Source organism: Shewanella phaeophyticola, from assembly GCF_025398315.1.
In the GTDB taxonomy this organism is placed as follows: domain Bacteria; phylum Pseudomonadota; class Gammaproteobacteria; order Enterobacterales; family Shewanellaceae; genus Shewanella; species Shewanella phaeophyticola.
In genome coordinates this window covers 426287-452038 of record NZ_JAODOQ010000001.1, presented here as the reverse complement: position 1 = coordinate 452038, position 25752 = coordinate 426287, and the positions used below count along the sequence as shown (strand labels likewise).

The window sequence follows — 25752 nt, the reverse complement described above, 5'->3', positions numbered from 1 at the left end:
TAACAAAAATAAAAAAGACTGCCGAAGCAGTCTTTTTTAAAAGTAACCGTACATACGGTTAACACATTTTAAAGTTTAGAAGCGATAGTTTACACGGCCATAGTAAAAACCACCGTTATAATCAAATGGACCACTTTCGTAGTACACCGCACCTAACTCTCCTAAAGTACCGTCTTTAAGCTTTTGCGCTTCTTGATCAAAGATGTTGTTCGCACCAACAGATACCGTTAAGTTATCCATCACCGCATAGCTAACTTCGAGGTCAATGGTCACAGCAGCATCAGCCGTTTCAGAACCCCAATCAGACGTATCATCAGCATGTGTCGCGTAGTACTCACCAAAGTAGTTCGCACGAATCGACGTACTTAGATCATCCCAGCTTTGGCCCACGTTAATGTGGCACGATGCGCAGGAATACCATCTTCTAAACGACGCACTTTGCCTGCATCCGTTGTAGCTTCGTCGTATTTATCAACGTTAGTGTCTGTCCAGCCATACGCTAAACTGAACTTAGCATCACCAGAAAACAGATCCATGCTGTAAGAACCTACAATATCAATACCTTGAGTTGTGGTATCAAAATCATTGGTGTAGTAAGTTACCGCAGAAATTAACTCTGGGAACTCAACACCAGCGGCTCTTAGTGCATCATAGTCACTTTCTTCTACAGCAATTTGACTAGACTGAGCAATACGGCCTGTGACTTCAATGTTGTAGTAATCAACCGTTAAGAATAGATTTTCATATTCATACACAAAACCTGCAGCATAACTCACCGACTCTTCAGGCTCTAACGTTTTACCGCCATAAAATGCTGACAGTGGATTAGTTGGCGGTGCAATAAAGGTCTGGATCAAATCACCATCAACAATTGATGTTTGAGTATTCACTACGTTTTCTTGACCGACCGTTGGTGCACGGAATCCTGTACTGTGAGAAGCACGGAAAGATAACGCGTCAGTCGCCATGTATTGAGCGGTTAACTTATAATTTAACGTATCACCAAAGGTCGAAAAATCTTCATAACGTAAAGCGACACCAACCAAAAAGTCATTCGTTAAATAAGCTTCCATATCGGTATAAATACCGATGTTGTGACGAGAGTTTTTCCCTGCTGATTCATGAGCCAAAACCTTTAAAACCATGAGACCCAATGTTAAAGCCTTGTTCAGCGTATGATCCTGCAATCCAAGAAGCTTCTTCACCTTGACCAATTTCAAATGACTCTTCACGCCATTCAAAACCCGTTGCAAAGCTAATATCTTCTATACTGCCGATAGTGATAAAGCGGTTAAAATCGATGTTAACCGTCGTTTCGACTTGTTCGTAAGAACCTGTGTCAAAGTCAGTTGGCGTATCTAACCCCATAGATGGGTTAAGCGAGTTCTTTAAACCAAAAGTAGACTTATTGCTACCTGTACCAGCACTAGCGTCATACATCCACTCGCCCAATGTACCTTTAACACCGGCAAAGAAAGACATGTCTTCAATTTTACCGGTAAATTGCGGTGTATAACCGCCTGGACGGATTTGGTTCATAGAAAAACAATTCGGATCCGCTACCATCGCTTGGTATTCAGGAGTATCAAGCACGTTACCCACGTTAGCAGGAACATTACCCACCCATGAACATGATGCGACACCGTTTTCAGCTAAGCCAACGTCACCAACTAATAATGTTTCGCCGCCATCAACCGAATAAACATTGCCACGGTTGTGTGGGTTACGATAATAGAATCCACCTGTTGCTTCACGTGAAGACACGTTACCGAATGCATACAAATGAGTATTGTCATTGATATCAAAACCTGAGTTTACGAAGACGGTAAAGTCATCTTCGATTTCTGGGTTACCCCAAGTTTGCGCAGGGTCTTGAATAAACTCGTTACCAGCGTCGGCGATGGCTGCAGCATCTGGACGTTGCACACTTCGACTGGTTGCATCAGCGGTTTTGTATTGCGCACTGATGTTAACAAAACCATCATCAGTTAACGGTAAACCAATGTTACCGTCGATGGTTGTTGCCGCGCCGTCACCTTCATAATATTCACCTTGGCTAACCGTAATCGAGCCGCCTTCAGAGGCATCTTTTAATACAAAGTTCATGACGCCAGCTATGGCATCCGAACCATACTGCGCTGCAGCACCGTCGCGTAAAACTTCAACTTGCTTTAATGCCACACCGGGAATAACTGAAATATCTGGATCTTGAGCACCATCGTTAATGCCCCCCCCTGGAACGCAATAACCGATGCACGGTGACGACGTTTACCGTTAACCAAGATCAAAGTGCTGTCTGAAGGTAAACCACGTAAGTTAACTGGACGAACAAGCGTCGCAGCATCACTGATTGGTTGAGCACGAGAGTTAAAAGAAGGAACAGAAGTCACCAACATATCAATCATATCGGTTGAGCCGTTCTTTTTAAGATCGTCACTACTGATGATGTCTACTGGTACAGGCGAGTCACCAATAGAGCGTGGTGCAGCTCGAGAGCCAACAACAGCGATTTTCTCAACGTTTTCCTTGGCTGTAGTTTCGTCATCAGCAGCAAAAGCTTGATTGCTAACAACCGTACCGGCAAGCGCGAATGAAATGGCTAAGCTCAATGAGCTAAAACCAAATTTAGTCTTTTTTGATTGCATCATTATTATCTTCCCAACTGCTTATTATTTTAGTGTTCGAGTGGTTTTTAGGTGATTCAGCCCTAAAACCAACCCTTTATTGTGTGAAACGACCCTCTTCCAGTTACATTTCTATAACAACAAAAACACAATTGCTAACATTTTCTAAAACAAAATAAGCAATAACTAAATAATAACTCCGCAATTAACTATATAAGCCTCTGATTTGTTTGTGATATAGATCACAGGTGAATTTTTTTGAAATATAACGCTTTTTGCCATAAAAATGACTTAAAAACATTTTTGTAAAAATAGATTTACACTAAAACTGAGCGGTAATCATTTCAAATGACGGTAAACAGAAGATATTTTCAATTTCAATACAATCTTTGCCAATTAACAAAGAGGAGTGTAGGTTAGTAATGCAATCTAAACGGACGTTTGATTTTATTACAATAACAACTCAAAATTTACTGGGGGTATGCATGCCTTATGATGCTGATTCAACACTCGATTTACATCAATATACTTCTATCGTCGACCTGATAGAAAAGTCGTGTCAAAAATATGCGCAAAACACGGCTTACGCATGCTTGGGGAAAGACACAACATTTAGCGAAATAGAACGTGATTCACGTCATTTTGCTGCCTATTTACAACATTGCACGACTTTACAACCTGGGGACAGAGTAGCGCTTCAACTGCCTAATATTACTCAATTTGTTATCGCCGCTTATGGCATAATTCGCGCAGGTATGGTGTTAGTTAATACTAACCCTATGTACACCGAACGAGAATTAACCCATCAATTTAACGACTCAGGCGCAAAAGCCTTAATCGTACTATCAGACTTGCTGCCAACACTCACCAATGTCGTCAAAAACACACCTATTGAACTGGTTATTTCGACACATGCAATGGATCTTATCCAGCCACAACCTCAGCCCGATACACCGTTTGCAAAAATAACATTTTTAGATGTGCTAACCGAAGGGGCAAAACATCTTTATCAGTCGGTTAAGCCAACACATGATGATTTAATAGCCTTACAATATACCGGCGGCACAACGGGCTTATCAAAAGGAGCGATGCTCAATCATGGCAACCTTCTAGCTAACTCAGGCCAAGTTAAATCACGTATTGCAAGCACCATGAATGAGGGCAAAGACGTGTTTGTTGCCCCGCTGCCGATTTATCACATCTACGCATTTATGGTGAATTTAGTTCTGTATTTTGAATCTGGCAGTTGCTCAGTGCTTATCCCTAACCCACGGGATATCGCAGGGTTAATCAATACAATGAAAACCTACCCTTTCACCGGGTTTGCAGGTTTAAACACCTTATTTGTGGGTTTATGTCATCAGCCAGAATTTAAAGCTTTAGATTTCAGTAAGATGACCATTACTATTTCAGGTGGAACCGCATTAACTAGCGCTGCAGCTAACTTATGGCAGCAAACCACAGGCTGTATGATATCTGAAGGCTATGGTTTATCAGAAACCTCGCCCGTTGTCAGTTTAAATGCCCCAGGACATCAGCGCCTCGGCACCATTGGTAAACCCGTATTAGCAACTGAAGTTAAGGTGCTAGATATGGAAGACAATGAAGTGACGACAGGGCAAGCTGGGGAGTTAGCCGTTCGTGCGTACTCAAGTCATGCAAGGTTATTGGAACAAACCAGAAGAAACCGCTAAAGTGATGACTCAAGATGGTTTCTTTAAAACGGGTGATATTGCTATTGCCAGTGAAGATGGTTATCACACCATTGTAGACCGTAAAAAAGACATGATTATTGTGTCTGGTTTTAACGTCTATCCGAATGAAGTTGAAGATGTCTTATCAACCAATGAGCTAGTACTTGAATGTGCCGTAGTCGGCGTTGAAAATGAACGCACAGGCGAAGCCGTTAAAGCTGTGATTGTGTTAAAACAACCTTCTGCAGATATCGAAGCAACTAAAAAAGCCATTGAAGATTTTTGCCGTAGCCAGTTAACCGCATATAAAGTACCGCGAGATAATTGAATTTACCGAGCAACTGCCTAAAAGTACCGTAGGAAAGATATTACGTAGAGAACTGCGCAAATAACAAAAAAAGTCGTGATAACAAAAAAGATGCCGAGGCATCTTTTTTGTTGCCAAACATCCCCGCTACACAGCATCGATATCCATTAAAAGCTGTAAACTTGCAAACTCCCGATACAACTCATTACTTTCCATTAACTCGCTGTGAGTGCCACTCGCCACCAGCTGCCCTTTATCCATAACAAAAATCCGATCGGCATTGATAACGGTTGCAAGTCGATGAGCAATAATCACTGTAGTGCGTGAGGCCATCAACGTATCCAAAGCTTGTTTCACTTTCACTTCACTTACCGCATCTAAGGCACTGGTTGCCTCATCAAGTAACAGTAAAGGCCTGTCAGCCAAGATGGCTCGGGCAATGGCTATACGTTGCTTTTGCCCACCAGACAAACGTACGCCACGCTCGCCTAAGTAGGTTAAATAGCCATCACTAAACTCAGTAATAAACTCATTGGCCTTTGCCGCAATACAAGCTTGAATCACCTCATCGTCGGTAGCGTCCAAACGACCATAACGTACGTTTTCAAACACATTCATTGCAAATATCACCGACTCTTGAGGCACGAGAGCATATTGCTGTCGCAAGTGCCGCTAACGACAGTGTAGAAATATCAATACCATCTAATAATATCTGCCCAGACTTAGGTTGATAAAAACGCATCATCAATTCAAATAAGGTACTTTTACCCGCGCCGCTAGGCTCAACAAGCGCAACTCGCTCCCCTGGTTTAATCTGCATTGATAATTGCTTTATCACCTCTTGATTTGTATCAGACGGATACGCAAACACCAGTTGATTAACATCTAACTGACCCATTACCGGTGTGGGTAATTGTTCTGGTAATGCTTGCTCAGGTATATCGATCGGCGTATTCACTAACTCGAGCAAGCGCTCGGCGGCACCTGATGCTCGTTGGATTTCACTAAAGACCTCACTGATGGTTGCCACTGCGCCTGCCACCATCACAGCGTAAAACATAAACGCAGATAATTCACCGCCAGTAATATTGCCACTCATGACATCTTGAGCCCCCACCCAAGTGACAAAAGCAATAGCTGCAATACTCAAAAACATCACTGTCGAAATAAGCAAGGCTCTATACTTAATCCGCCCCTTGGCAACTTGCATAACCGCTTCGACGCGCTCAGAAAAAAGCTGGCGGTCTTTCGCCTCATGCGTGTAGGCCTGAACGGTGTGAATTTCGTGTAAGGTTTCATCGATATAGGCACCTAAATCACCCACCCTATCTTGGCTTTTACGCGATAACAACCTGACTTTACGACCAAAAAATCTCACCGGCTTCAACACTAATGGCACCGCTAACAACACCAGCAAAGTTAGTTTTACACTGGTAAATCCCATCATCACAATACCACCAGCCACAGTGACAACCGATCTTAATGCCATCGACAAACTCGAGCCCACCACGCTCTGGATCAGGGTACTGTCTGCAGTAAATCGCGAAATGACCTCACCCGTTCGTTGAGTGGCAAAAAAACCTGGCGATAACGACAATAAGTGCTGATAAACTTGTAAGCGAATGTCTGCGCTGACACGCTCACCGAGCCAGGTCATCAAATAAAAACGACAAAACACCGCAGTACCACTGATTGCAGTAATTCCGATAATAAGCCATATAATTTCATTTAATCGACTGGCATTGTCTGCAATAAACCCTTCATCGACCATCAGTTTTACGCCTTGCCCTAACGACAACCACGCCAATGAACCAATAAACAAAAACACAATCGCGGCAACCACCTTAATTTTATAAGGTGATAAAAACTGTAAAATCCAGGGCAAAACGCGGTAAGGTGTAGTAGAACTTTTAGAAGGAACTGTTGCAGTCGTTGAATTCGTCACAGTATTAACCAACAAACAAATCTAAGATAAACCGATAATAACAACAAAACGACATCAAGTAGATCAATGATCTACAGATTTAACCATTAATGAACCGATAAATAACAATAAAAATGATCCATGAAAAAATCACATATTTTAATCTCTAAACAATCACGGGGCTTCACCTTAATTGAACTCGTCGTGGTGATCATTATTTTGGCAATACTTGCCATAGCCGCCAGTAGCCGCTTTATCGACTTACGCAAAGACGCGATTGTGTCAACAATGGTAGGCATGGAAAGTGCGATGCAATCGGCTGCCACATTAACGTATTCAAAAGCCGCAGTAGCTGGCGTTGAAAGACTCGAAACAACAACGCTTAATATTGATGGCGTTGAGGTCGCACTTGCTTATGGTTACCCAGACGGTACCGCTGCAGGGATAGATTTACTCATGAATATACCGGAAGGAGATTGGCAAAAACGAGCGAGTGTATACGATGGAGCATGGGTTTATTGGCATGGCGTAATAGATGAAGACGCAGGCGTTGCACAATGTTATTTACGTTATAGGCAAGCCACATCAACCACCGCACGACCCGTTATCGATGTTCAAACAAGCGGCTGCTAACCACTTATTTAGGCATCAGGATAACGGTTATCGATAGCTTTTAGTGAGCGTAAAAACAACCCTAAGCCACCAATGCTCAATACTAAAATGACGATTAAATCGAAAGCACTCATGTAGGAAAAGCGAAAGTTTATCGAACTAATGACGCCAAAAATAAGCGCAACCAATGACCCAAACGTCAGTAGCCAACCCAGCGGATTTTTAGCGTTGTAAAACATCATCCCAACCCCAAATATAAACGGGATCATCACCATACCACTGGTTAGCCCAAACCCACCAAAGCGATACAAATGGCTACCAAACCCAAATGAACTGGTAATTTTGATGGCGTTAAGCAGCATATAAAACCCGCCACACATCATCGCTAAACCAATAAAAAACTGCCCAATTCCACCTGACGTTCCACCAGCACCTTTCATCATTGTCCCTTGAAATTATTTATGAATATTGCCAATTTACTCAACCGCTTAATGAATAGCAATCTTTACCACTGTCGCTATGTCTCGCACCGCTTACTGATATCTGAGATAATACGCTTACCTATTGGGTCACAAGGTCCACAATAGACCCAATTAGACCACATTCATAAAATTTCTATTTAGGTAACACACCCATGACCACCCAATTTGCTTGTGAAGGCATTGAACTTGAGCTATTTCGTTATCCCACACAACAAGCATCAAACTTACAAGCATGGGACGCTGCCGATGAGCATTTAATTAAGCACTTAATTGAAACCCAGCAAACGGCAGTGCCAACAGCAATCCTAAACGACAACTTTGGGGCATTAACCTGTGCGTTAGCGGCTCAAGACACACAATGGCCTATTACCCTAGAAACCGATGCAAAAACCAGTTTACTCGGCTGCCAACATAATTTGCAGCACAATCGCTTAGCCCCTAAATCATTAATCATTATAAATAGCCGCCAGACACTCAATAACAACACTCAACTGGTGTTGATGAAAGTACCTAAAAACTTACATTATTTTGCCCAACAACTGGCGCGCTTATCCACCATCCTTGCGCCAGGAACCCAAATACTAATAGGTGCGAAAGCAAAATCAATTAATGCCGCGTTACTGTCATTGATAGAGAAAAATCTCGGTTCCGCAAATGCTAGCCTCACCTGGAAGAGAACACGTGTTATTACCTGTGTTAGCGACGGTAAGGCACGTAAAATTGCCCCTGCGGTAAACTGGAAAATTGACGAGTTAGGTCTTAATATCGGCAATTTAGCTAATGTATTTGCCGCCAATAAATTAGACATCGGCGCGCGGATTATGCTCGACAACATGCCAAAAGGTGACTTTACGCAAATCGTTGATTTAGGCTGTGGTAATGGTGTTTTAGGGCTACATGCCAAACAATGTTATCCACAAGCACAAGTGCATTTTGTTGACGATTCAGACATGGCAATTGCCTCAGCAGAGCATAATTGGCAAAGCAACGCATTAGATAATACCGAACAAGACACACCACAAGGACATTTTTATTGGGACGATTGTTTAACCCACCTTCCGCCAGAAGTGACTCCCGATCTTGTCTTGTGTAATCCTCCGTTTCATCAAGGTGAAGCCATTACCGATCATATTGCCTGGCAAATGTTTGTCGATGCATATAAGCGATTGAAAAAAGATGGGATACTGCATGTCGTTGGCAACCGCCACTTGGCATATCACGTCAAAATAAAACGTATTTTCAATAACTGTACAACGGTTGCATCTAACGGTAAGTTTGTCATCTTACAGGCTAAGAAATAGCCTCTAAATTCACTCAAACCGATTGGCTCAGTGCTTTTACTGGGCCAATGATTCACACAATTGCCGATTACTTCTCCCTCTGTCACCATTGATTTGGTATGACCAATACCCAATATTGGTTGACAAAGAAAGTCACCCAAGCTTATTATCAATTAATAAAATTTACGCCAAGTTATGCATTTGGGCTAGATGATGGTATCGACTAGCACCAGTTTCCCCCTTATGCCATAGCTTAACTAACCCAGTAAAAATCACTTTTTAACTCAATTTGCTGGGACTAAGTGACCAAATTGATGCAACTTCACTGGCAAAACCGGTTTCATGAATGACAAAGTTCGACAAGGATGTCGATATTTACAGGTAGAGCTCCTCTGTCTCATACCGATAGTCGGCTCTTTAGATCATTTCTAAGGGGTCTTTTTTTGACCACAAAATAAAAACGCGCCAACACTAAGTATTGACGCGTTATATTGCTCAGCATTGATAAAAGACGGTTAACCTTTAATCTTAACCAAATTCTCAATCGAGTATAAATCGCGGTTCGCACTGTTTTTACGCCGCACTTCTTCTAATGCTTGTTGCTCTAACTTGTCGAATAACACATTGATTAAACGATTAAAATGTCGATGCATCGCTAAACGAGCTTCAGCAGCGTCATGGGCAGACAGAGCCTGATAAATTGAGGTGTGTTCAGCCAGCGTCTTATTATTGTCTGTACTACAAACAATATTGTAATCTTCAATGATTTCATTGCTCGATGAACGCAATGACCACATGTTTTCAAATAAATTAATCAATGCACCGTTACGAGTTGAGTAAGCAATAATTTGATGAAATAACTCATCGGCTTCTTCAACATTCTGCATGTCTTTCATCATGACTAAAGTGCCATGAAGCTTTTCAAGCTCTTCTCTTGTAATGGTTTTTGCTGCCAGTGCTGCGATTTCACCCTCAACGAGAGCTCGTGCCTGTGTTAATTCAAAGGCATTAACCTTGCTAGCAGTCACCGTTTGCGACTGATGATTAACAACATACACACCAGAACCGGTTTTTACCTCGACTTTTTCACGCACTTCTAAAGCAATAATCGCTTCACGAATAGTGGGACGGCTAACATCAAATTTTTCAGCTAATTCACGCTCTGGCGGTAAACGGCTGCCAACCGGATACTCACCACTAGCAATAGAAGCCTCAATTGTATCGACTATTCGCCAAAATAAACGACGGTTTTTCATATACCTTCCTTCGAAAAGTAAAACCAATTTACAGGTTTAGTGCTGACATTTTATCGGTATTTACTATCGCAGCAAACCATTAATTAACATGTTAATTAGATCAAACTATTGCAATTATAGCACATTGTCATACCCGCACAAACCATTGGTAATAACAAAAACAATCCCACTTCAAAAATTGGTAAAACCATTTAATTGACACGGACACGTTAATTGGTTAGTTTCTACTCAGGTGAACAATTAAAAAATAGGCATGCCTAGCAAAAAAGCGAAGTCATTGATCTGGGGAGATTAAGATGAAATTGGACAACACAACATCAGCTGTAAACAAATGTAAGGGGGATAAGCTTACCCATTCAGTATATTCACATGCCACCTTTATATCGCTAAAAACCGCCTCTCATTTCATCAGCCCTTTTAAAGCAAGTTTATCGCCAACAACGTTGCAGACTCGTTTGCTGTAAATACCAAAGGCCTTGTCACTCAACAGTGACTACTTTCCTGGAACTACCAATTGACAAATCAACCATTGGTGGAAAATTAAAAACGGTTATATTCGAGAGTTCATATGAAACCATTTAATAATAAAACCCTCTTATCCTGTAGGTTATTAACTCAATGGTTAGTCTTATTACTGTTTGCTTCCTTCTCTGTTCAGATTAATGCCCAAGAACATTTAGTGGCATCACAAGCACAATACCAACAAATATTAAAACAGTTACAACCTGGCGATAAAATCATCTTAAAAAATGGTATTTGGCAAGATTTTGAAATCGACTTTATTGCGAAAGGCAACGCAGAAGCCCCCATCGAATTAACCGCACAAACTAAAGGCAAAGTGATTTTATCTGGTCAATCCAATTTAACCTTAGCCGGTGAGTATTTAACAGTATCCGGTTTGGTATTTAAGCACGGCTATACGCCTAGTAATGAAGTTATTTCCTTTAAAAAAACCGATACTCAAGTCGCTAACCACTCACGAGTGACCGAAGTGGTAATCGATAATTACAATAACCCAGACCGTCAACAGTCAGACAATTGGATTGGTTTGTATGGCCAGCACAATCGCTTAGATCACAATCATTTTACTGCAAAACGCAATGCAGGCGTAACCTTAGCCGTTCGTCTTGAGGGTGAACATAACCAACAAAACCAACATCGCATTGATCATAACTATTTTGGCCCTCGCCCAATTTTAGGCTCTAACGGCGGCGAAACCATCAGAATAGGCACCAGCCATCACTCGCTTTCAGACTCATTAACCGTGGTCGAAAATAATTTCTTTGACCGCTGTGACGGTGAAGTCGAAATCATTTCGGTTAAGTCAGGTAAAAACCGTATACAGAACAATTTGTTTTATCAGTCTCGTGGCACATTAACCCTAAGGCATGGCAACGGTAATATTATCGACAGTAATGTGTTTTTAGGTAATGGCATTGACCATACCGGTGGGATCAGGGTTATTAATCGCGATCAAGTCGTCACCAACAACTATCTTGAAGGGTTAACCGGCACTCGCTTTGGTAGTGGATTGACCATTATGAATGGCGTACCTAACTCGCCGCTCAATCGTTACCATCAAGTGGTCAATGCCAATATTAACCACAATAGCTTTATCAACCTTGAGCATATCGAGCTAGCAGCAGGCAGTGACAGCGAACGCTCAGCCCCACCTCAAGATAGCACACTGACTCAAAACCTATTTATCAACTCAACAGCACCATTTTCCGTGCATGACGATATCAACGGATTAGCATTTACAGACAACCTCAGTAACATTAACCTCAATAAAATCAATCCAATTATCGCCAAAGGACTTAACTCTCAACAAGTTCCCCTTGTGCGGGCAGCTAATGGCTTACTCTACCCAAGCGATATAGCCTTAGCCCATTATGGTGCAACGCCAAAATTAACTCCTACATTAAAACAGCATACCGGCGTAAGTTGGTACCCAAAATCTGAACTTAGTGTTGCGTTTCAATCTGGCAATATCATCACGGTGAGCTCAGAAGAAGGCGAGTTAGACACTGCGGTGCAAAGCGCTAAGCCGGGCGATACCTTGTTGCTAAAAGATGGCCATTATAACGTCAGAAACATCTTAGCCATCACTAAGCCCCTTACGTTTAAAGCCCTAAATAAGCATCAAGCAATTATCAGTTTTAAGCGCCCTAGCCTGTTTGAAATTCAAAATAACGGTAATTTACAACTCGACGGGTTACGTATCACCGGCATAAACAGCCCAAACTCTCGTGGTAACAGTGTTGTTAGCACTCGCTCAACAGGTATGTTAACTAATTATCGTTTCGAGATGATCAACAGCATCGTTGAACAGCTCAAGACTCACCATCAATTCCATTTTTTCGATTCGGGTAATCGTGCATTTGCCGATGAAATAAATATCTCTCATAGCCTGTTTAGTCACATATCAGGTGACCTTTTTCGCCTAGATAAAGAAACAGACGACAGAGGCATTTATAACGTCGAATACCTCACACTCAGTCATAATCAATTTGAACATATACAAGGTAGCGTCGCTTCGGTATATCGCGGTGGAAAAGATGAAAGTACCTTTAGCCACATGTTTCAATTAAGCATAACCAGTTTAATGATGTTGCCATGGGCAAACATAATTTATCTGGCGCGTTGATAACACTACATGGCGTGCAAGTGAGCCAAATAGATCACAACAGTTTTAGCGACAGCGCAGCCATTGTTGTTGAACATACTGTCGGTGAACCCAAAACCAATATCACTAACAATAAACTCATCAACAGTGCATTCCCACAAGTCAGCGAATTAGTCTCCACGGGTAAGCACACTGCCAACATCAACAATAATAAAGTGCAAACAAGATGAAAAAAATCTTCACAAAACAGCTGTCAACACCCAGTATTAGCCTAACGCTGCGTTACTTTGATTTCATATTGGTTGGCATTGCACTGGCTCTATTGGGCATCAATTTACCGGCCAATGCAGCCAGTAATCCCAACCTTGTGATTAATCAACAAGACGTCGCAGCCATGCAACAGGCGATTACCGAACCGGGGGCTTTTCAAGATGCATTTAAGGCTAAGCTTAAACAGGTTGATATCGACCTAAGTCAGTCTATTGAGGTGCCATTACCTAAAGATGGCGGCGGAGGTTATACCCACGAAAAACACAAACGCAATTATCAGCAAATGTACGACACCGGCATTATTTACCAGCTTACTGGCGATAAAAAATATGCCGAATACGTAAAAACCATGTTGCTGCAATACGCTGCACTCTATCCTGAACTACCAGTTCATCCCAAACGCAAAAACAGCAACGCAGGTAAACTGTTTTGGCAAGGGCTTAACGAAGCGGTTTGGTTAGTGCATACCATTCAGGCTTACGACTTTGTTTACCCAGCACTGACGCCAACTGAACGCAACAAAATCGAAACTGGGGTAATCATTCCCGTAGCATTGTTTTTATCAGAGCAGTCGCCTCACACCTTCAACAAAGTACATAACCACGGCACCTGAGCCACTGCAGCCGTAGGCATGGCAGGTTACGTACTTAACAAACCCTTGTGGGTTGAGCGTGCTTTATATGATCTTGACCTCGCCCAAAAAGGCGGCTTTATGCGGCAGCTAGACGAGTTGTTTTCACCCGATGGTTATTACAACGAAGAGCCTTATTATCAACGCTATGCGTTAATGCCGTTTGTTACCTTTGCCAAAGCCATTGAACAAAATGAACCACAACGCAAAATCTTTGAGTATCGAGACGGCATTATACTTAAGGCGATAAATACTACTGCTGCGTTAAGTTACAACAAATTGTTGTTCCCGTTAAACGATGCAATTAAAAGCAAAGGGATCGACACCATCGAATTGGTCAATGGCGTTGCAATAGCGTATGGCTTAAACGGCGACCCGCGTTTACTCGATATAGCCAAACAACAAGACACTATTCTATTAACCGGTGATGGCCTTAAGGTCGCACAAGGATTAGACCAGCAACTGCAACAACCTTTTGCTTTTACCTCTGAGTTATACCGTGATGGTAAACAAGGAGTTGAAGGCGCACTGGTGGTCATGCGTAATGGTAAGCCAACCGATCAAGCCTTAGTCTACAAAGCCACGGCGCAAGGTTTGGGGCATGGCCACTTTGATAAACTCACCTGGCAGTTTTACGACCAAGGAAATGAGATCATCTCTGACTATGGTGCTGCTCGATTTTTGAATATTGAAGCTAAATCTGGCGGTGGATACTTACCAGAAAACACCAGTTGGGCTAAGCAAACCATTGCCCACAACACCTTAGTTGTCGACGAAACCAGCCATTTTAATGGCAAGGTAAAGCAAGCTAATAAACATCACCCGACAATCCTCTTTTACGACCAACAGCAAAACCTAACCCTTGCTTCTGCCTCAATTGACAACGCATACGATGATGTTGCCTTTAAGCGCACTGTTGCCCTAATTAATATCCCACAACGCGAGGCGGTTATTGCTGTCGACATCCTCAACACAACAGCGAGTCAGTCGCACCAATTCGATCTACCAGTCCATTATCAAGGCCAATTGATTGACACCAACTTTGACCGAGAAGCATCACTCACACAACTGTCTACACTGGGCAGCGATAATGGTTATCAACACTTATGGTTATTAGCAACCGCTAACTTAACCCAAGACCAACCTCGCGACTCACTCGCTAGAGTTACTTGGTTAAATGACAATGGTCGCTTTTATAGCCATAGCACGTTAGTTAGTACTAACGGCAGGCATCAACAAATGTTGTTTACTCAGTTAGGTGCAAATGATCCCAATATGAACTTACGCCAACAACCAGCGTTTATTTACCGGGTTGAAGCCAGCAATCACACTTTTGTCAGCGTGCTTGAGCCACATGGCGAATACAACCCAGCAAAAGAGTTCACTATTGGCGCCACCAGCAACATCGCAGCCTTGACTCACCATCAACAAGCAGAACTATCCGCGGTACACATCCGCTTTAAAGACGGTGAACAATACCTATTGGCAATAAACCATCACGAGCAAGCATTAACCGAACAAAACCAAAGTGTCATCAACATTAATGGTGTGCAGTACCCGTTTAATGGCCGCGCCCAACTTTTAGAGCCGCTCAACACTGGCTCATTTGATTAAGCAAAAATTCAAAACAAAATTAGGAGCAACACACAATGAAACAGAATCAACATTTTGGCTTTGGCAATAAAACAGAAATTCAAGACATTGGCGGCGGATTAAAGCGTCAAATGCTGGGTTATAACCACGAACTAATGGCAGTAAAGATTTGGTTTGATAAAGGTGCAGAAGGTTATGTGCATGCTCATCGTCACTCTCAAGTATCGTATGTTGTTGAAGGCGAGTTTCATGTCAATGTTGACGGTGTGATTCAAATACTTCACGCCGGTGACAGTTTCTTTATACCACCTCATGTTGAACACGGTGCAGTGTGCCCAACCGGCGGTATTTTAATTGATACTTTTAGTCCGCCGCGTGAAGACTTTGTTGAGGACTTAGCATGAAAAACAGCCCGTTTAAACTAAACCATTTGCGTTGGCTTGTGGTCAGTTTGGTTGCCCTAGCTACCGTAATTAATTACATCGACCGCTCCGCCCTAGCCATTATGTGGCCGGGCATTGCCGAAGACCTAGGCTTAGACAAAAGTGATTATGCCAATATTATCACGGTGTTTATGATCTCTTACGCCATTGGCCAATCACTGTTTGGTAAAATATTTGATGCCATTGGTACCCGTTTAGGCTTTTTACTGTCGATAGTGGTGTGGTCGGTGTCAATTGCATTACACGCCATCGCAACAACAGCAATGTCATTTGCCGTGTTTAGAGCTATTCTTGGTATCGGTGAAGCCGGTAACTGTACTCGGTGCAACCAAGGCTAATGCCGAATGGTTTCCCATTAAAGAGCGTGCTCTTGCCCAAGGTATTTTTAACTCTGGCGCTTCGCTTGGCTCTATTATTGCTCCGCCACTCATTGCCTTTTTATATGCGTTTTTAGGCTGGCAAGCGACGTTTATCGTAATAGGTGCACTGGGAATTATCTGGATCATCCCATGGATGATTATTTACAAATCAGCGCCTGATGCTCACCCATGGATCACTGAAACAGAGCGCCAATATATTCTTAGCGGACAACAGTGTTCAACCGAAGAAAATCAAGCCAAAGAATACGTACCTACCACAGCACAATTATTACGCCATCGTCAAACTTGGGGAGTGATTGCCGCACGTTTCTTTATCGACCCTATTTGGTGGTTATTTGTCGCCTGGCTACCATTGTATTTGAATGAAAAATTTGGCTTTGATGTCAAAGAAATTGGCGCATTTGCTTGGCTGCCCTATGTAGGCGCAGCAATTGGTGCATTGTTTGGCGGTTGGTTTAGTGGCCATTTATTAAGCCGAGGCTGGACAGTCAATAAAGCCCGTCGCAGCGCGATTGTATTAGGTTGTGTTGTGATGCTTCCGGCACTGTTATTAACCTCACAAGCAGCAACACCATGGTTAGCAATGGGATTGATTGCCGTTATTTTATTTGGTTTTCAAACCGCCATTGGTAATGTGCAAACTTTACCAAGTGATTACTTTTCCGGTAAAACCGTCGGTACGTTAGCGGGTATTAGTGGTACATCGGCAGTATTGAGTGTGATTATTACTATCCAGCTGGTGCCTATGATGACCCAGGGCGGTGACTATACGCCGTTCTTTATTTTAGGTGCTGCATTAGTACCGTTAGCGTTAATTTCATTATGGTTAGGTGGAAAAATAGAACCGGTAAAACCTAAGTTATAATATCTACTTGATCGGTAAAAAAGCTTGCTAATCTTACCTTAGCAAGCTTTTTTTGTTTATATACCCATTAATTAGCATGCTTACAAGCAACCCAGTACTATGATGCTCAGTTGAGAAAAAACCAATAAGAAGAGACGAAAATGGACTACTTAGCAATCAATAAACACGCATGGGATAAGCGAACTAAAATTCATCTAGCGTCATCTTTTTATGACTTACAGGCGTTTATTGACGGCAAAACATCATTAAACCCCATTGAATTAGCACAAATGGGCGATGTTAATCATAAAAGTTTACTGCATTTACAGTGTCACTTTGGCCAAGACAGTTTATCGTGGGCACGATTAGGCGCCAAAGTCACTGGTGTTGATTTATCGAGCGAGTCAATTGCAACCGCCCAACAACTGGCAAGCCAATTACAACTCAACACAAACTTTATCAACAGTGACATTTATCAGTTTGGCCTCAGCAACACCCAGCAATATGACAGGGTATTTACTTCATATGGCGTATTAGCCTGGCTACCCGAACTGACGAGTTGGGCACGCACTATTGTTAACGCATTAATCCCTGGTGGTGAGTTCCATTTAGTTGAATTTCATCCGTTTAATGATGTGCTATCTGGTTATGGTTATTTCTCGCAAACACAACCTGATATTGAAAATGAAGTCACTTACACAGAAAACCACAATAACCAAATCGAAACTGTGGCAACCTGGCCACATCCGATAAGTGAAGTGATCAATGCGCTTATTCAAGCAGGTCTGACGATTGCATCATTTAACGAACATCCATATAGCCCTTACGATTGTTTTGAAGGGCTAGAATACGTGAAAAATAAAGGCTATCGATTACAGCATAAAGGCCAAAACATCCCTTTAATTTATGCAATAAAGGCCATTAAACCTTTATAAGCTTGGTGTAGTATCATTTGTTATTGATACCGATTGATGGGTCGCTGGCGGCGCGAACAAGATGCTAAACCGCTGCGCAAACGTTAATTGTGGTTGGCTCACTTCACGCCACATATCACGCCATTCGCTAAAGGTGACAACTAAAGGATTAAAACTGTTGACTGGTTTTGTAATACCATATTGCACGGTTTCATTTTCTGGCTCAAACGTACCAAACATTTTGTCCCAAATAATCAGCACTCCCGCGTAGTTTTTATCAATGTATTGCGGGTTACGCCCATGGTGAACGCGATGATGTGACGGTGTATTAAAAATCCACTCTAACGGCCTAAAGACTTAATCACCTGGGTGTGAACAAAAAACTGTAATCCTAAATTAAGCAATACCGCGAACACCACCCAGTTAGGGTCAAACCCAACGACCACCAAAGGCAACCAAAATAACCACATACCCGCTAGTGGATACATCAGACTTTGCCTAAACGCTGTAGTAAAATTCATGTTTTCAGAGCTGTGATGCACAACATGAGCAGCCCACATCCACCGGATACGATGGCTGGCGCGGTGAAACCAGTAATAACAAAAGTCTTGAGCAACAATTAATAGCGCAAACGTTAATAAGGTCATTTCAATATCAAACAAACGCCAACCAAAAAAGTGTAAATACACTTTCGCAATCAGCAAGCCTGCAATAATGTCTGCCAACTGATGCATTCCTGCTAATACAACATTACACACCACCTCTGCCGGACGGTACTGGGCGCTGGCAGGTAAACGCCTTAGGCGCACGCCAAACCACCACTCCAGCGCAATACAAATAAAAAATAGTGGTGCTAACGCCAGTAATAGCCACTCAGGGTGGGCAATCAGTAAATCCATGTCCATATGATATTCCATTTGTTATTTTTGTTTTTGTTTTTGTGTGGAGGCTTACTACCATTTAGCAAAATGATCTTCCGTTAACCCCAATTGATGATGCAAACGATATTGATTGCCATTGTTGTCGCATATCACTCCGCTAAATAAGCCGATGTATTGCCTAAAGTTATTCTTCAGCCAGAGCAAGTTGAGTTTCTCACTGCGCCGGTTAAGCGGCCTAAAATACAAATCGACTTGACCGTCATTGGTGGTGATGTGCCATATTTCTTGTTGCGAGTGTCGATTAAAATCAAACTGTGCGCCGCCCAATAAGTGACGCTCGCCATTTATCCACATCACATTCTCAGTGACGCCGGTTTCGTTAACCCCCGCGGCTAAATTGAGTCCAATAATCCCTGCATCGGTTTGGGCGTTAATCGATGCCCAGCGCCAACTCGTTCTGCGGCGCATAAAACCTGCTGAAAAATCATACCCTGCTAGTGCATACTGCAAAGGTTGCGGTTCATGATTAATGGTTAATTGCCCACTCACTGCCAAACCATTATGCTTTTGCGTATAGGATCCAGCCGTTATAGCCTGTTGGAGTGCACAAGCTTATTGGTAAACTTAGCGGCGCGGGTTGTAACCGTAAATTAGCTTGAATATGTGCTAAATGAATATCGACTTGCCATTGGCCATCCACAATATCAATGATAACCCCTTTACGCTTACTGCCGATTTGCGCTCGACCTTGTTTAGGCGACTGACTAACCTGGCAGCCTAAACCTAACGGGGTGAGCCACTGGGTTTGAGTCAATTTATTGGTTTTTATTTCGTATAAATAACAAAAACCATTTGCGACATAACGAATATCTGCCACCGCGAACGCCACAATATAATGCGGTGTTACTATGCTCGCAAACTGGAAATGTTTATAGGCAAAATGCTTCGCAAGGGCTGATGCAGGCTTATCCATCTCATTATAAAATTGAAACTGTTTAACGTTGAGTGAGTCGACCATACCATCAAAAACACCAAACACCGGCTGCCCATCTGATTGAATCAATTGCAGTGGAGCTAATTGCGGTTGCACATGCTGCATTTGGAGTCCTGCGTAATAAGTCATCAACGGAATAGAATTTAACCAATTTAAACTGTATTAGTTAACGCTTCAAGTCAACATTAACACTGATAACATACCCATCAGCGACGTCGCTAAACGAGGTCAGTTTACCGTCAATATAATTATATTAACGATTTGCTATTACACTGGAATGGTGAACAATTTCTGGTATCCTTTACTTACCTTTTGCTCAAAATAGTTGCCAAATGAAATCATTTTTACCGATTTTACTATCATCACTATTACTCACAGCTTGTGCCAGCTATGAGCCGACTCACGTCGGCTTAAACCCAACGCTTGGTGCTGTAAACTTACAAACCGAATTAGACTTCCCTGTAAAAGTAGAAACCATTGATACACGAGAAGCCAGCTTTGTGGTGAGATTTAATGACCCTGACACCACACCACGGTTAGTCAGTACAAGCGAGCCGGTTCGCCAACAATTGGAAAAGCTGTTCCGCGATGGGATGATAAGAGCGGGCTATGTGGTTGACCCCGCCGCATCAACGTCGGTGCAATTTCAACTTAATTATTTGCTTGCCGATGTCACCGATAGCACTTTTAGCTTTGAGTCTAATACTAGGTTAGTCATTAATGTACTTGCTAAAAATGCCCAGCAGCAACTGACAAAATCATATAACGCTAATGGTTATCTTAAAGGTCCGTTAAGCCCTGACTTTGCCACACTTGAGCTCGACATTAATCAATTAATCGACAAACTCACCACAGAAATCCTTAATGATGAAGAACTACATCAATTTATTCAGCGTAAATAAAACTTAACCTCAATTAAGTGATATGCGGCATCTTTATGATGCCGCCAAAAGGACTCTCATTATGTTCAAATGGCTCACCACCAGTTTATTACTTGTAACCAGTTTATCCGCTTCTGCCGCGGTTGATATTCAAAAAGACACGATTTACCCGCAAGTCGAATTTGATACTTCAATGGGCAAAATTGTGGTTGAATTAGACCGCACTCGCGCGCCATTAACCATTGATAACTTTCTCACTTACGTGGTGAAAGGTGAATACGACAACACGATCTTTCATCGGGTCATTGCTGAGTTTGTCGTTCAAGGCGGTGGATTAACCACCAAGTTAGAAGAGCGACCTTCAATGGCACCTGTTGTGAATGAATCAGGTAATGGTTTATCAAATACAATGGGCACCATTGCCATGGCACGAGATAACGACCCACATTCAGCAACCAGACAGTTTTTCTTTAATGTGGCTGACAATAAAAAGTTAGATCCCTCTAAACGGCGTTGGGGTTATACCGTGTTTGGTGAAGTCACCCAAGGCATGGATGTTCTTGAAGCGATATCACTCGTTGAAACCGGCCATAACAGCACCTTAAATTGTACTCGACGTGCCAGTAAAAACCGTGTTACTCAAAAAAGCCACCCTATTACCGCGCTAGCCACACCGCGCTTAATCATGATTATCGATTAAGCGCGTTATCGACCTGCATCACATATTCTGAACAGCCCTCAACAGCTAACAATTGATTTACATCAATTTTTAACGTCTACAAAAAACTAAGCCATTAATTTAATTATTAATTAAAAATGTTTTTAACAAAGATTAATTTTGTCATATTTTCTACAATACTGAAAATTTGTGTCTATACTCTAATCTTAATCAATGTAGTCGCTGTTTCATCATGCATTCTTTACCAAGGACATTTTTCATGACAGCAAATGATTTTATTGAAACCAAAGCGCCGCAACTGGCTTATTACGGCAAAGCCTTCTTAGAAAACCAACTTGATTACAAAGAGATTCAACTCTATATGTGGGACGTGCTAGAAGAGTGGCAATGTATTTCAAGTAAGCAACTGGCTGACCAACCCAGTGACACTGAAAAAGTATTTTGGCATTTACTCTATTGCTTCGATCATTGGTCTGGGTGGGCAATTAAAGGCAATCAGTATCTTCGACAGCAAATACATGACTGTTGTGACTATATCAATATCGGCGGCAATATGCCTCAGAGCTGTATTGGTATTAGACCTTAATCATTTTTAACTCAAACTCGTTCAATAAACTGCTTGAATGGCTTGAACCTAACCCCCTTGCAACATAAGCTAGAGCCATTCTCCTTTATCCAGTTGTCTTATGTCGGTTTTCTTTGCTCAAGCTCGTGAAGCCTTATCGGTTTATTACCACAAACGTGTATTCATTTTATTATTGCTGGGATTCTCTGCTGGCTTACCGCTTATGCTGGTGTTTTCAACACTCAGTTTTTGGCTGCGTGAAGCCGGAGTTGACCGAGCCGCCATAGGATATTTTAGCTGGATAGCCCTAACCTATGCTTTTAAGTGGGCATGGTCTCCCCTAGTCGACCGTATGTCACTGCCATTGTTTACTCGCTTTTTAGGGCGTCGTCGTGGTTGGATGCTGTTTGCTCAATTGTGTTTAGTCGGCGCCATTTTAGGCATGTCAATAAGCGACCCTGTGGTTAATCTTGAGCGCTTAGCCTTATGTGCTTTATTGCTCGCATTTGCTTCTGCCACTCAAGATATTGTTATCGACGCCTTTAGGATTGAATCCGCGCCCGAAAAAATGCAAGCCGCCCTTGCAGCGGCTTACCAAGTGGGTTACCGCAGCGCGATGATTATTGCTACAGCAGGCGCATTAACCATTGCGGCCTGGGTATCACCGGGTAACGATGAATACAATTTACAAGCCTGGCAAACAGCATACTTTGTAATGGCTCTATTAATGGGGGTCGGTATTCTGACCACGCTATTTAGCCAAGAACCACTAGTCGATACCAAACATGCCGACGAAAAAGAACGTCAACTTCGATCTGAATTTGCCGCGAAATATCCAAAGAAAATAGCAGGTGCAATGGCTTGGCTTTATAGCGCCAGCGTCTTGCCGTTTATTGACTTTTTTAAACGTTATGGCAAAAGTGCCATTTTAATTTTACTGCTTATTTCTTGTTATCGTATTTCGGACATTGTTATGGGTATTATGGCCAACGTATTTTACGTTGATATGGGCTTTAACAAAGAAGAAATCGCATTTATCAGTAAGGTTTATGGCTTAATCATGACCTTGGTTGGCGCAGCGTTTGGTGGCGTATTATTGATGCGTTATGGCACCATGAAAATCTTATTCTTAGGCGCATTGTTGGTGGCTATCACTAACTTGTTATTTGCTTGGCAAGCCTACATTGGTTACAACATCTCCTTTTTAACCTTTGCTATTTCGGTCGATAACTTCAGCGCAGGTATTGCTACCGCTGCATTCATTGCCTATTTGTCCAGCTTGACCAGCAGCGGCTACAGCGCGACACAATATGCATTGTTGTCATCAATTATGCTGCTGTTTCCAAAGTTTATTGCCGGGTTCTCTGGCTTGTACGTGGATGCATTTGGCTATATCAACTTCTTTGTTGCGGCCAGTTTGATAGGGTTTCCGGTGTTGCTGTTAGTGGTATTAGTCAATCGTTCGCAACATCAAGCAATGGTGAGAGATACACCATCGACAGAGGACGTAATGGATACAGAAAAGCCACCACTATAAAATAAAAATAGTCCTACACCGCAACATTTTCTGTATCCTAAAATACAAAAAAGCCGATAGGGTTTCTCTTATCGGCTTTATTGTTTCGGCGTTTAACGCTAAGGCATGAGTCGCGTTAAAGATTAATCTTTAAAATTATCAAACTGAAACGGCTGGCCTAGTTCAGACTCTTTAGCTAATCGCATTACGGCTTGTAAATCATCACGTTTTTTACCGGTAACGCGTACTTTGTCGCCTTGGATGGCTGACTGTACTTTAAGCTTGCTGTCTTTAATTGCTTTAACCAATTTTTTGGCCACTAAGGTATCAATACCTTGCTTGAAGCTCACTTTTAAGCTGAACGTTTTACCGCTGTGTACCGCTTTGTCATCGACTTCCATTGCCGATGGGTCGACATTACGCTTAGTCAACTGCATACGTAATATGTCGACAAGTTGCTTACAAATAAAGTCATCTTCAGCTTTTAAGTTAACGACATTATCTTTCAAATCAATATCAATTTCTTTGCCACGCAAATCAAAGCGGCTCGACACTTCGCGGCGGGTGTTTTCAACCGCATTACGTAGTTCTTCTTCGTTGATTTCTGACACGATATCCATAGATGGCATATTAATTCCTCTTTGATACTTCTACGGGTTTCCACCCAAATAATGGCAATTAATGCGTATTTTACACTAGGTCAGTATTACGGGATAGTAAAGTGCAACACGGTTGAGTTATCGAGCTAAAACTGTGGCAAAGATTTACTTAATTAACAAAAAATAACTAAGGGGGTATTTTTGTCACACAAGCACCATCAAAGCCCATTATTATTGGGTTTAGCCTTGGCAACTGGGTCATTCAATCGGCTGACAAAGGCCAATTAACGACAATATTGGCATCACTTAGTGGTTTATTCGTGACAATATCAAACAGGTTTCTTATTATTAAGTATATTCTCGTTTCACAAGGCTGATGTAACGCTCGTGATCACTTACAAAAATATGTTTAAACTTGCGTTAGTTGTCGCCGTGATTGTGACAAGCTATTTAGTTTTCTCTAAACCGAACTACCCACAAACCTTTTCTCATATGGATAAAGTCGGCCACTTAGGCAGCTTTTTTGCTTTATCTTATCTTGCTCATTATGCCTTTAAGCCTAAATGGTTTTATTTATGTGCGGCATTAGGCAGTTATGCCATTCTAATAGAACTCGTTCAGTCGCGTTTGCCCTACCGAAGTGCTTCAACTGCCGATGTCGCCGCTGATTTTGCAGGCATTGGCCTATTTTACTTAATGAACTTCTCTATTTTGCAATACCGTAAAATAACCGCTAAACGCCCTTAATCGCGACATTAACAACAAAGGCCAGTCAGATGGTAGTTACAGCAAAGCCACTAACTGCTCACGCTAACATCGCCATTTTAGGCGCTGGTGCCATTGGGCAATTGATGTATCATAAGCTTGGCTTAACCGGGCAATCGGGTCAGGCAGAAGAGTGTAATGACGTGGTATTGATTGGCCGCCAGCCACACACTCAACAACGCACATTGCAATTTACGGATTCTAATGGGCGAACACACCATACCACGGCAACAATCCTTAACCGCGACGATACACACCTCGCAAATATCAATTTATTAATCGTGTGCGTTAAAGCTTATCAAGTTGAAAACGCCCTACTGCCATTACTGAGTAAATTGACGCCCAATTGTCATGTGGTGTTGTTGCATAATGGATTAGTACCGCATTTAGCGGTGTCTGCAGCTCTAAAACATTATCCTGGCCTAGGTTTATCACTAGGCACAACGTCACAAGCTGCATTAAAAATAAACCAGTGGCACATTAAACACACAGGATTTGGTGTTACTCAGTTAGGGCATTATTGTGGCACGCCATTATCTGCGGAGCTAAAACTCAGGCTCCAGGTATTACACAGCGACAACCAACCGTTAGAATGGTATCAGCCAGTGTTGCCTATTTTGTGGCAAAAATTGGCGATAAACGCAGTAATTAATCCATTAAGTGCATTAAACAAATGTGCTAATGGCCAGTTAGCGGCTGAAAAATATCAACCACAGATTAAGGCGATTATTAATGAGTTAGTCGATGTGGCAAAATGCGACGGCATTGAGCTAGCCCCCTCACAGTTATTGACCCGGGTGAAGCAAGTCATCGCGCTCACCTCTGCTAACTTTTCATCCATGTATCAGGACGTAGCTCATCATCGCGCCACCGAAATCGATTACATTAATGGTTATATTTGCCAGCAAGCTCGGCGTTATAATCTTGCAGTGCCGATTAACCAATCTCTTGTGGCTAAGATCGTTGCGCTAAGTCAGCAATAAACAAGCTTC

Annotated in this window: 14 protein-coding genes and 8 pseudogenes; 15 read left to right on the top strand and 7 right to left on the bottom strand. The window is 42.2% G+C overall.

The features are described from left to right. Window positions 1-75: 75 nt before the first annotated feature. Window positions 76-2648, bottom strand: a pseudogene (locus N4T56_RS02165) (TonB-dependent receptor plug domain-containing protein). A gap of 461 nt (window positions 2649-3109) precedes the next feature. Here N4T56_RS02165 and N4T56_RS02160 point away from each other — a divergent pair. After that, window positions 3110-4710: pseudogene (locus tag N4T56_RS02160) on the top strand (AMP-binding protein). Between the two features lie 62 nt (window positions 4711-4772). On the opposite strand, the pseudogene N4T56_RS02155 reads toward N4T56_RS02160, so the two are convergent. Further along, window positions 4773-6570 (bottom strand): annotated as a pseudogene (locus N4T56_RS02155) (ABC transporter transmembrane domain-containing protein). A gap of 120 nt (window positions 6571-6690) precedes the next feature. Here N4T56_RS02155 and N4T56_RS02150 point away from each other — a divergent pair. After that, complete coding sequence (locus tag N4T56_RS02150; RefSeq protein WP_261732062.1) at window positions 6691-7182, top strand: prepilin-type N-terminal cleavage/methylation domain-containing protein; 492 nt, start codon at window positions 6691-6693, stop codon at window positions 7180-7182. A gap of 8 nt (window positions 7183-7190) precedes the next feature. Here N4T56_RS02150 and N4T56_RS02145 read toward each other — a convergent pair whose 3' ends face one another. After that, window positions 7191-7601: a hypothetical protein gene (locus N4T56_RS02145; RefSeq protein ID WP_238102952.1), complete on the bottom strand. Its 411-nt coding sequence runs from the start codon at window positions 7599-7601 to the stop codon at window positions 7191-7193. A gap of 194 nt (window positions 7602-7795) precedes the next feature. On the opposite strand from N4T56_RS02145, the gene N4T56_RS02140 reads away from it, so the two are divergent. Further along, window positions 7796-8944, top strand: a complete 1149-nt coding sequence (locus N4T56_RS02140; RefSeq protein WP_261732061.1) for a methyltransferase — start codon at window positions 7796-7798, stop codon at window positions 8942-8944. A gap of 494 nt (window positions 8945-9438) precedes the next feature. Here N4T56_RS02140 and N4T56_RS02135 read toward each other — a convergent pair whose 3' ends face one another. Then, on the bottom strand, window positions 9439-10179 hold the full coding sequence (locus N4T56_RS02135) for a FadR/GntR family transcriptional regulator (RefSeq protein WP_261732060.1): 741 nt from the start codon (window positions 10177-10179) through the stop codon (window positions 9439-9441). A 568-nt stretch (window positions 10180-10747) separates the two neighbouring features. Between N4T56_RS02135 and N4T56_RS02130 the strand changes: the two genes are divergently transcribed. From N4T56_RS02130 to N4T56_RS02105, 6 genes and pseudogenes are all read left to right on the top strand, one after another. Next, window positions 10748-12826: a polysaccharide lyase 6 family protein gene (locus tag N4T56_RS02130; RefSeq protein WP_261732059.1), complete on the top strand. Its 2079-nt coding sequence runs from the start codon at window positions 10748-10750 to the stop codon at window positions 12824-12826. Next, window positions 12796-13035: a hypothetical protein gene (locus N4T56_RS22900; protein ID WP_261732058.1), complete on the top strand. Its 240-nt coding sequence runs from the start codon at window positions 12796-12798 to the stop codon at window positions 13033-13035. Before N4T56_RS02130 ends, N4T56_RS22900 begins: the two co-directional genes overlap by 31 nt. Next, window positions 13032-15320 (top strand): annotated as a pseudogene (locus N4T56_RS02120) (alginate lyase family protein). The gene N4T56_RS22900 and the pseudogene N4T56_RS02120 overlap by 4 nt, the downstream one beginning before the upstream one ends. 35 nt (window positions 15321-15355) lie before the next feature. Then, on the top strand, window positions 15356-15703 hold the full coding sequence (locus tag N4T56_RS02115; RefSeq protein WP_238102496.1) for a cupin domain-containing protein: 348 nt from the start codon (window positions 15356-15358) through the stop codon (window positions 15701-15703). Continuing rightward, window positions 15700-16987: pseudogene (locus N4T56_RS02110) on the top strand (MFS transporter). Before N4T56_RS02115 ends, N4T56_RS02110 begins: the two are co-directional and overlap by 4 nt. Before the next feature lie 140 nt (window positions 16988-17127). Beyond that, the gene (locus N4T56_RS02105; RefSeq protein WP_261732057.1) at window positions 17128-17901 is read left to right on the top strand and encodes a class I SAM-dependent methyltransferase; all 774 of its coding nucleotides are present in this window, start codon (window positions 17128-17130) and stop codon (window positions 17899-17901) included. Here N4T56_RS02105 and N4T56_RS02100 read toward each other — a convergent pair. Both N4T56_RS02100 and N4T56_RS02095 read right to left on the bottom strand, forming a co-directional pair. Next, window positions 17896-18785: pseudogene (locus N4T56_RS02100) on the bottom strand (sterol desaturase family protein). The gene N4T56_RS02105 and the pseudogene N4T56_RS02100 overlap by 6 nt on opposite strands. 48 nt (window positions 18786-18833) lie before the next feature. Then, window positions 18834-19860: pseudogene (locus tag N4T56_RS02095) on the bottom strand (DUF2804 domain-containing protein). A 227-nt stretch (window positions 19861-20087) separates the two neighbouring features. Here N4T56_RS02095 and N4T56_RS02090 point away from each other — a divergent pair. The 4 genes and pseudogenes from N4T56_RS02090 to N4T56_RS02075 all read left to right on the top strand — a co-directional run bounded on the left by N4T56_RS02090 (window position 20088) and on the right by N4T56_RS02075 (window position 23417). Then, entirely contained in the window at window positions 20088-20657 is a 570-nt protein-coding gene (locus N4T56_RS02090; protein WP_261732056.1) for a YajG family lipoprotein, read from the top strand. Window positions 20658-20718: 61 nt separating this feature from the next. Then, window positions 20719-21304, top strand: a pseudogene (locus tag N4T56_RS02085) (peptidylprolyl isomerase). 270 nt (window positions 21305-21574) lie between these two features. Beyond that, on the top strand, window positions 21575-21901 hold the full coding sequence (locus N4T56_RS02080) for a hypothetical protein (protein WP_188926143.1): 327 nt from the start codon (window positions 21575-21577) through the stop codon (window positions 21899-21901). 100 nt (window positions 21902-22001) lie between these two features. Further along, window positions 22002-23417 carry an AmpG family muropeptide MFS transporter gene (locus tag N4T56_RS02075; RefSeq protein WP_261732055.1) on the top strand — a complete coding sequence of 472 codons (1416 nt, stop codon included), beginning with the start codon at window positions 22002-22004 and terminating at the stop codon, window positions 23415-23417. Window positions 23418-23539: 122 nt separating this feature from the next. On the opposite strand, the gene N4T56_RS02070 is transcribed toward N4T56_RS02075, so the two are convergent. Then, window positions 23540-24025 carry a YajQ family cyclic di-GMP-binding protein gene (locus tag N4T56_RS02070; RefSeq protein WP_188919624.1) on the bottom strand — a complete coding sequence of 162 codons (486 nt, stop codon included), beginning with the start codon at window positions 24023-24025 and terminating at the stop codon, window positions 23540-23542. 357 nt (window positions 24026-24382) lie between these two features. On the opposite strand from N4T56_RS02070, the gene N4T56_RS02065 reads away from it, so the two are divergent. Both N4T56_RS02065 and N4T56_RS02060 read left to right on the top strand, forming a co-directional pair. Then, window positions 24383-24742, top strand: coding sequence for a VanZ family protein (locus N4T56_RS02065; RefSeq protein WP_188926493.1), 360 nt, complete (start codon window positions 24383-24385; stop codon window positions 24740-24742). A gap of 29 nt (window positions 24743-24771) precedes the next feature. Next, window positions 24772-25743 (top strand): ketopantoate reductase family protein, encoded by a 972-nt coding sequence (locus tag N4T56_RS02060; protein ID WP_261732054.1) that lies wholly within the window; start codon window positions 24772-24774, stop codon window positions 25741-25743. The last annotated feature ends 9 nt before the right edge of the window (window positions 25744-25752 follow it).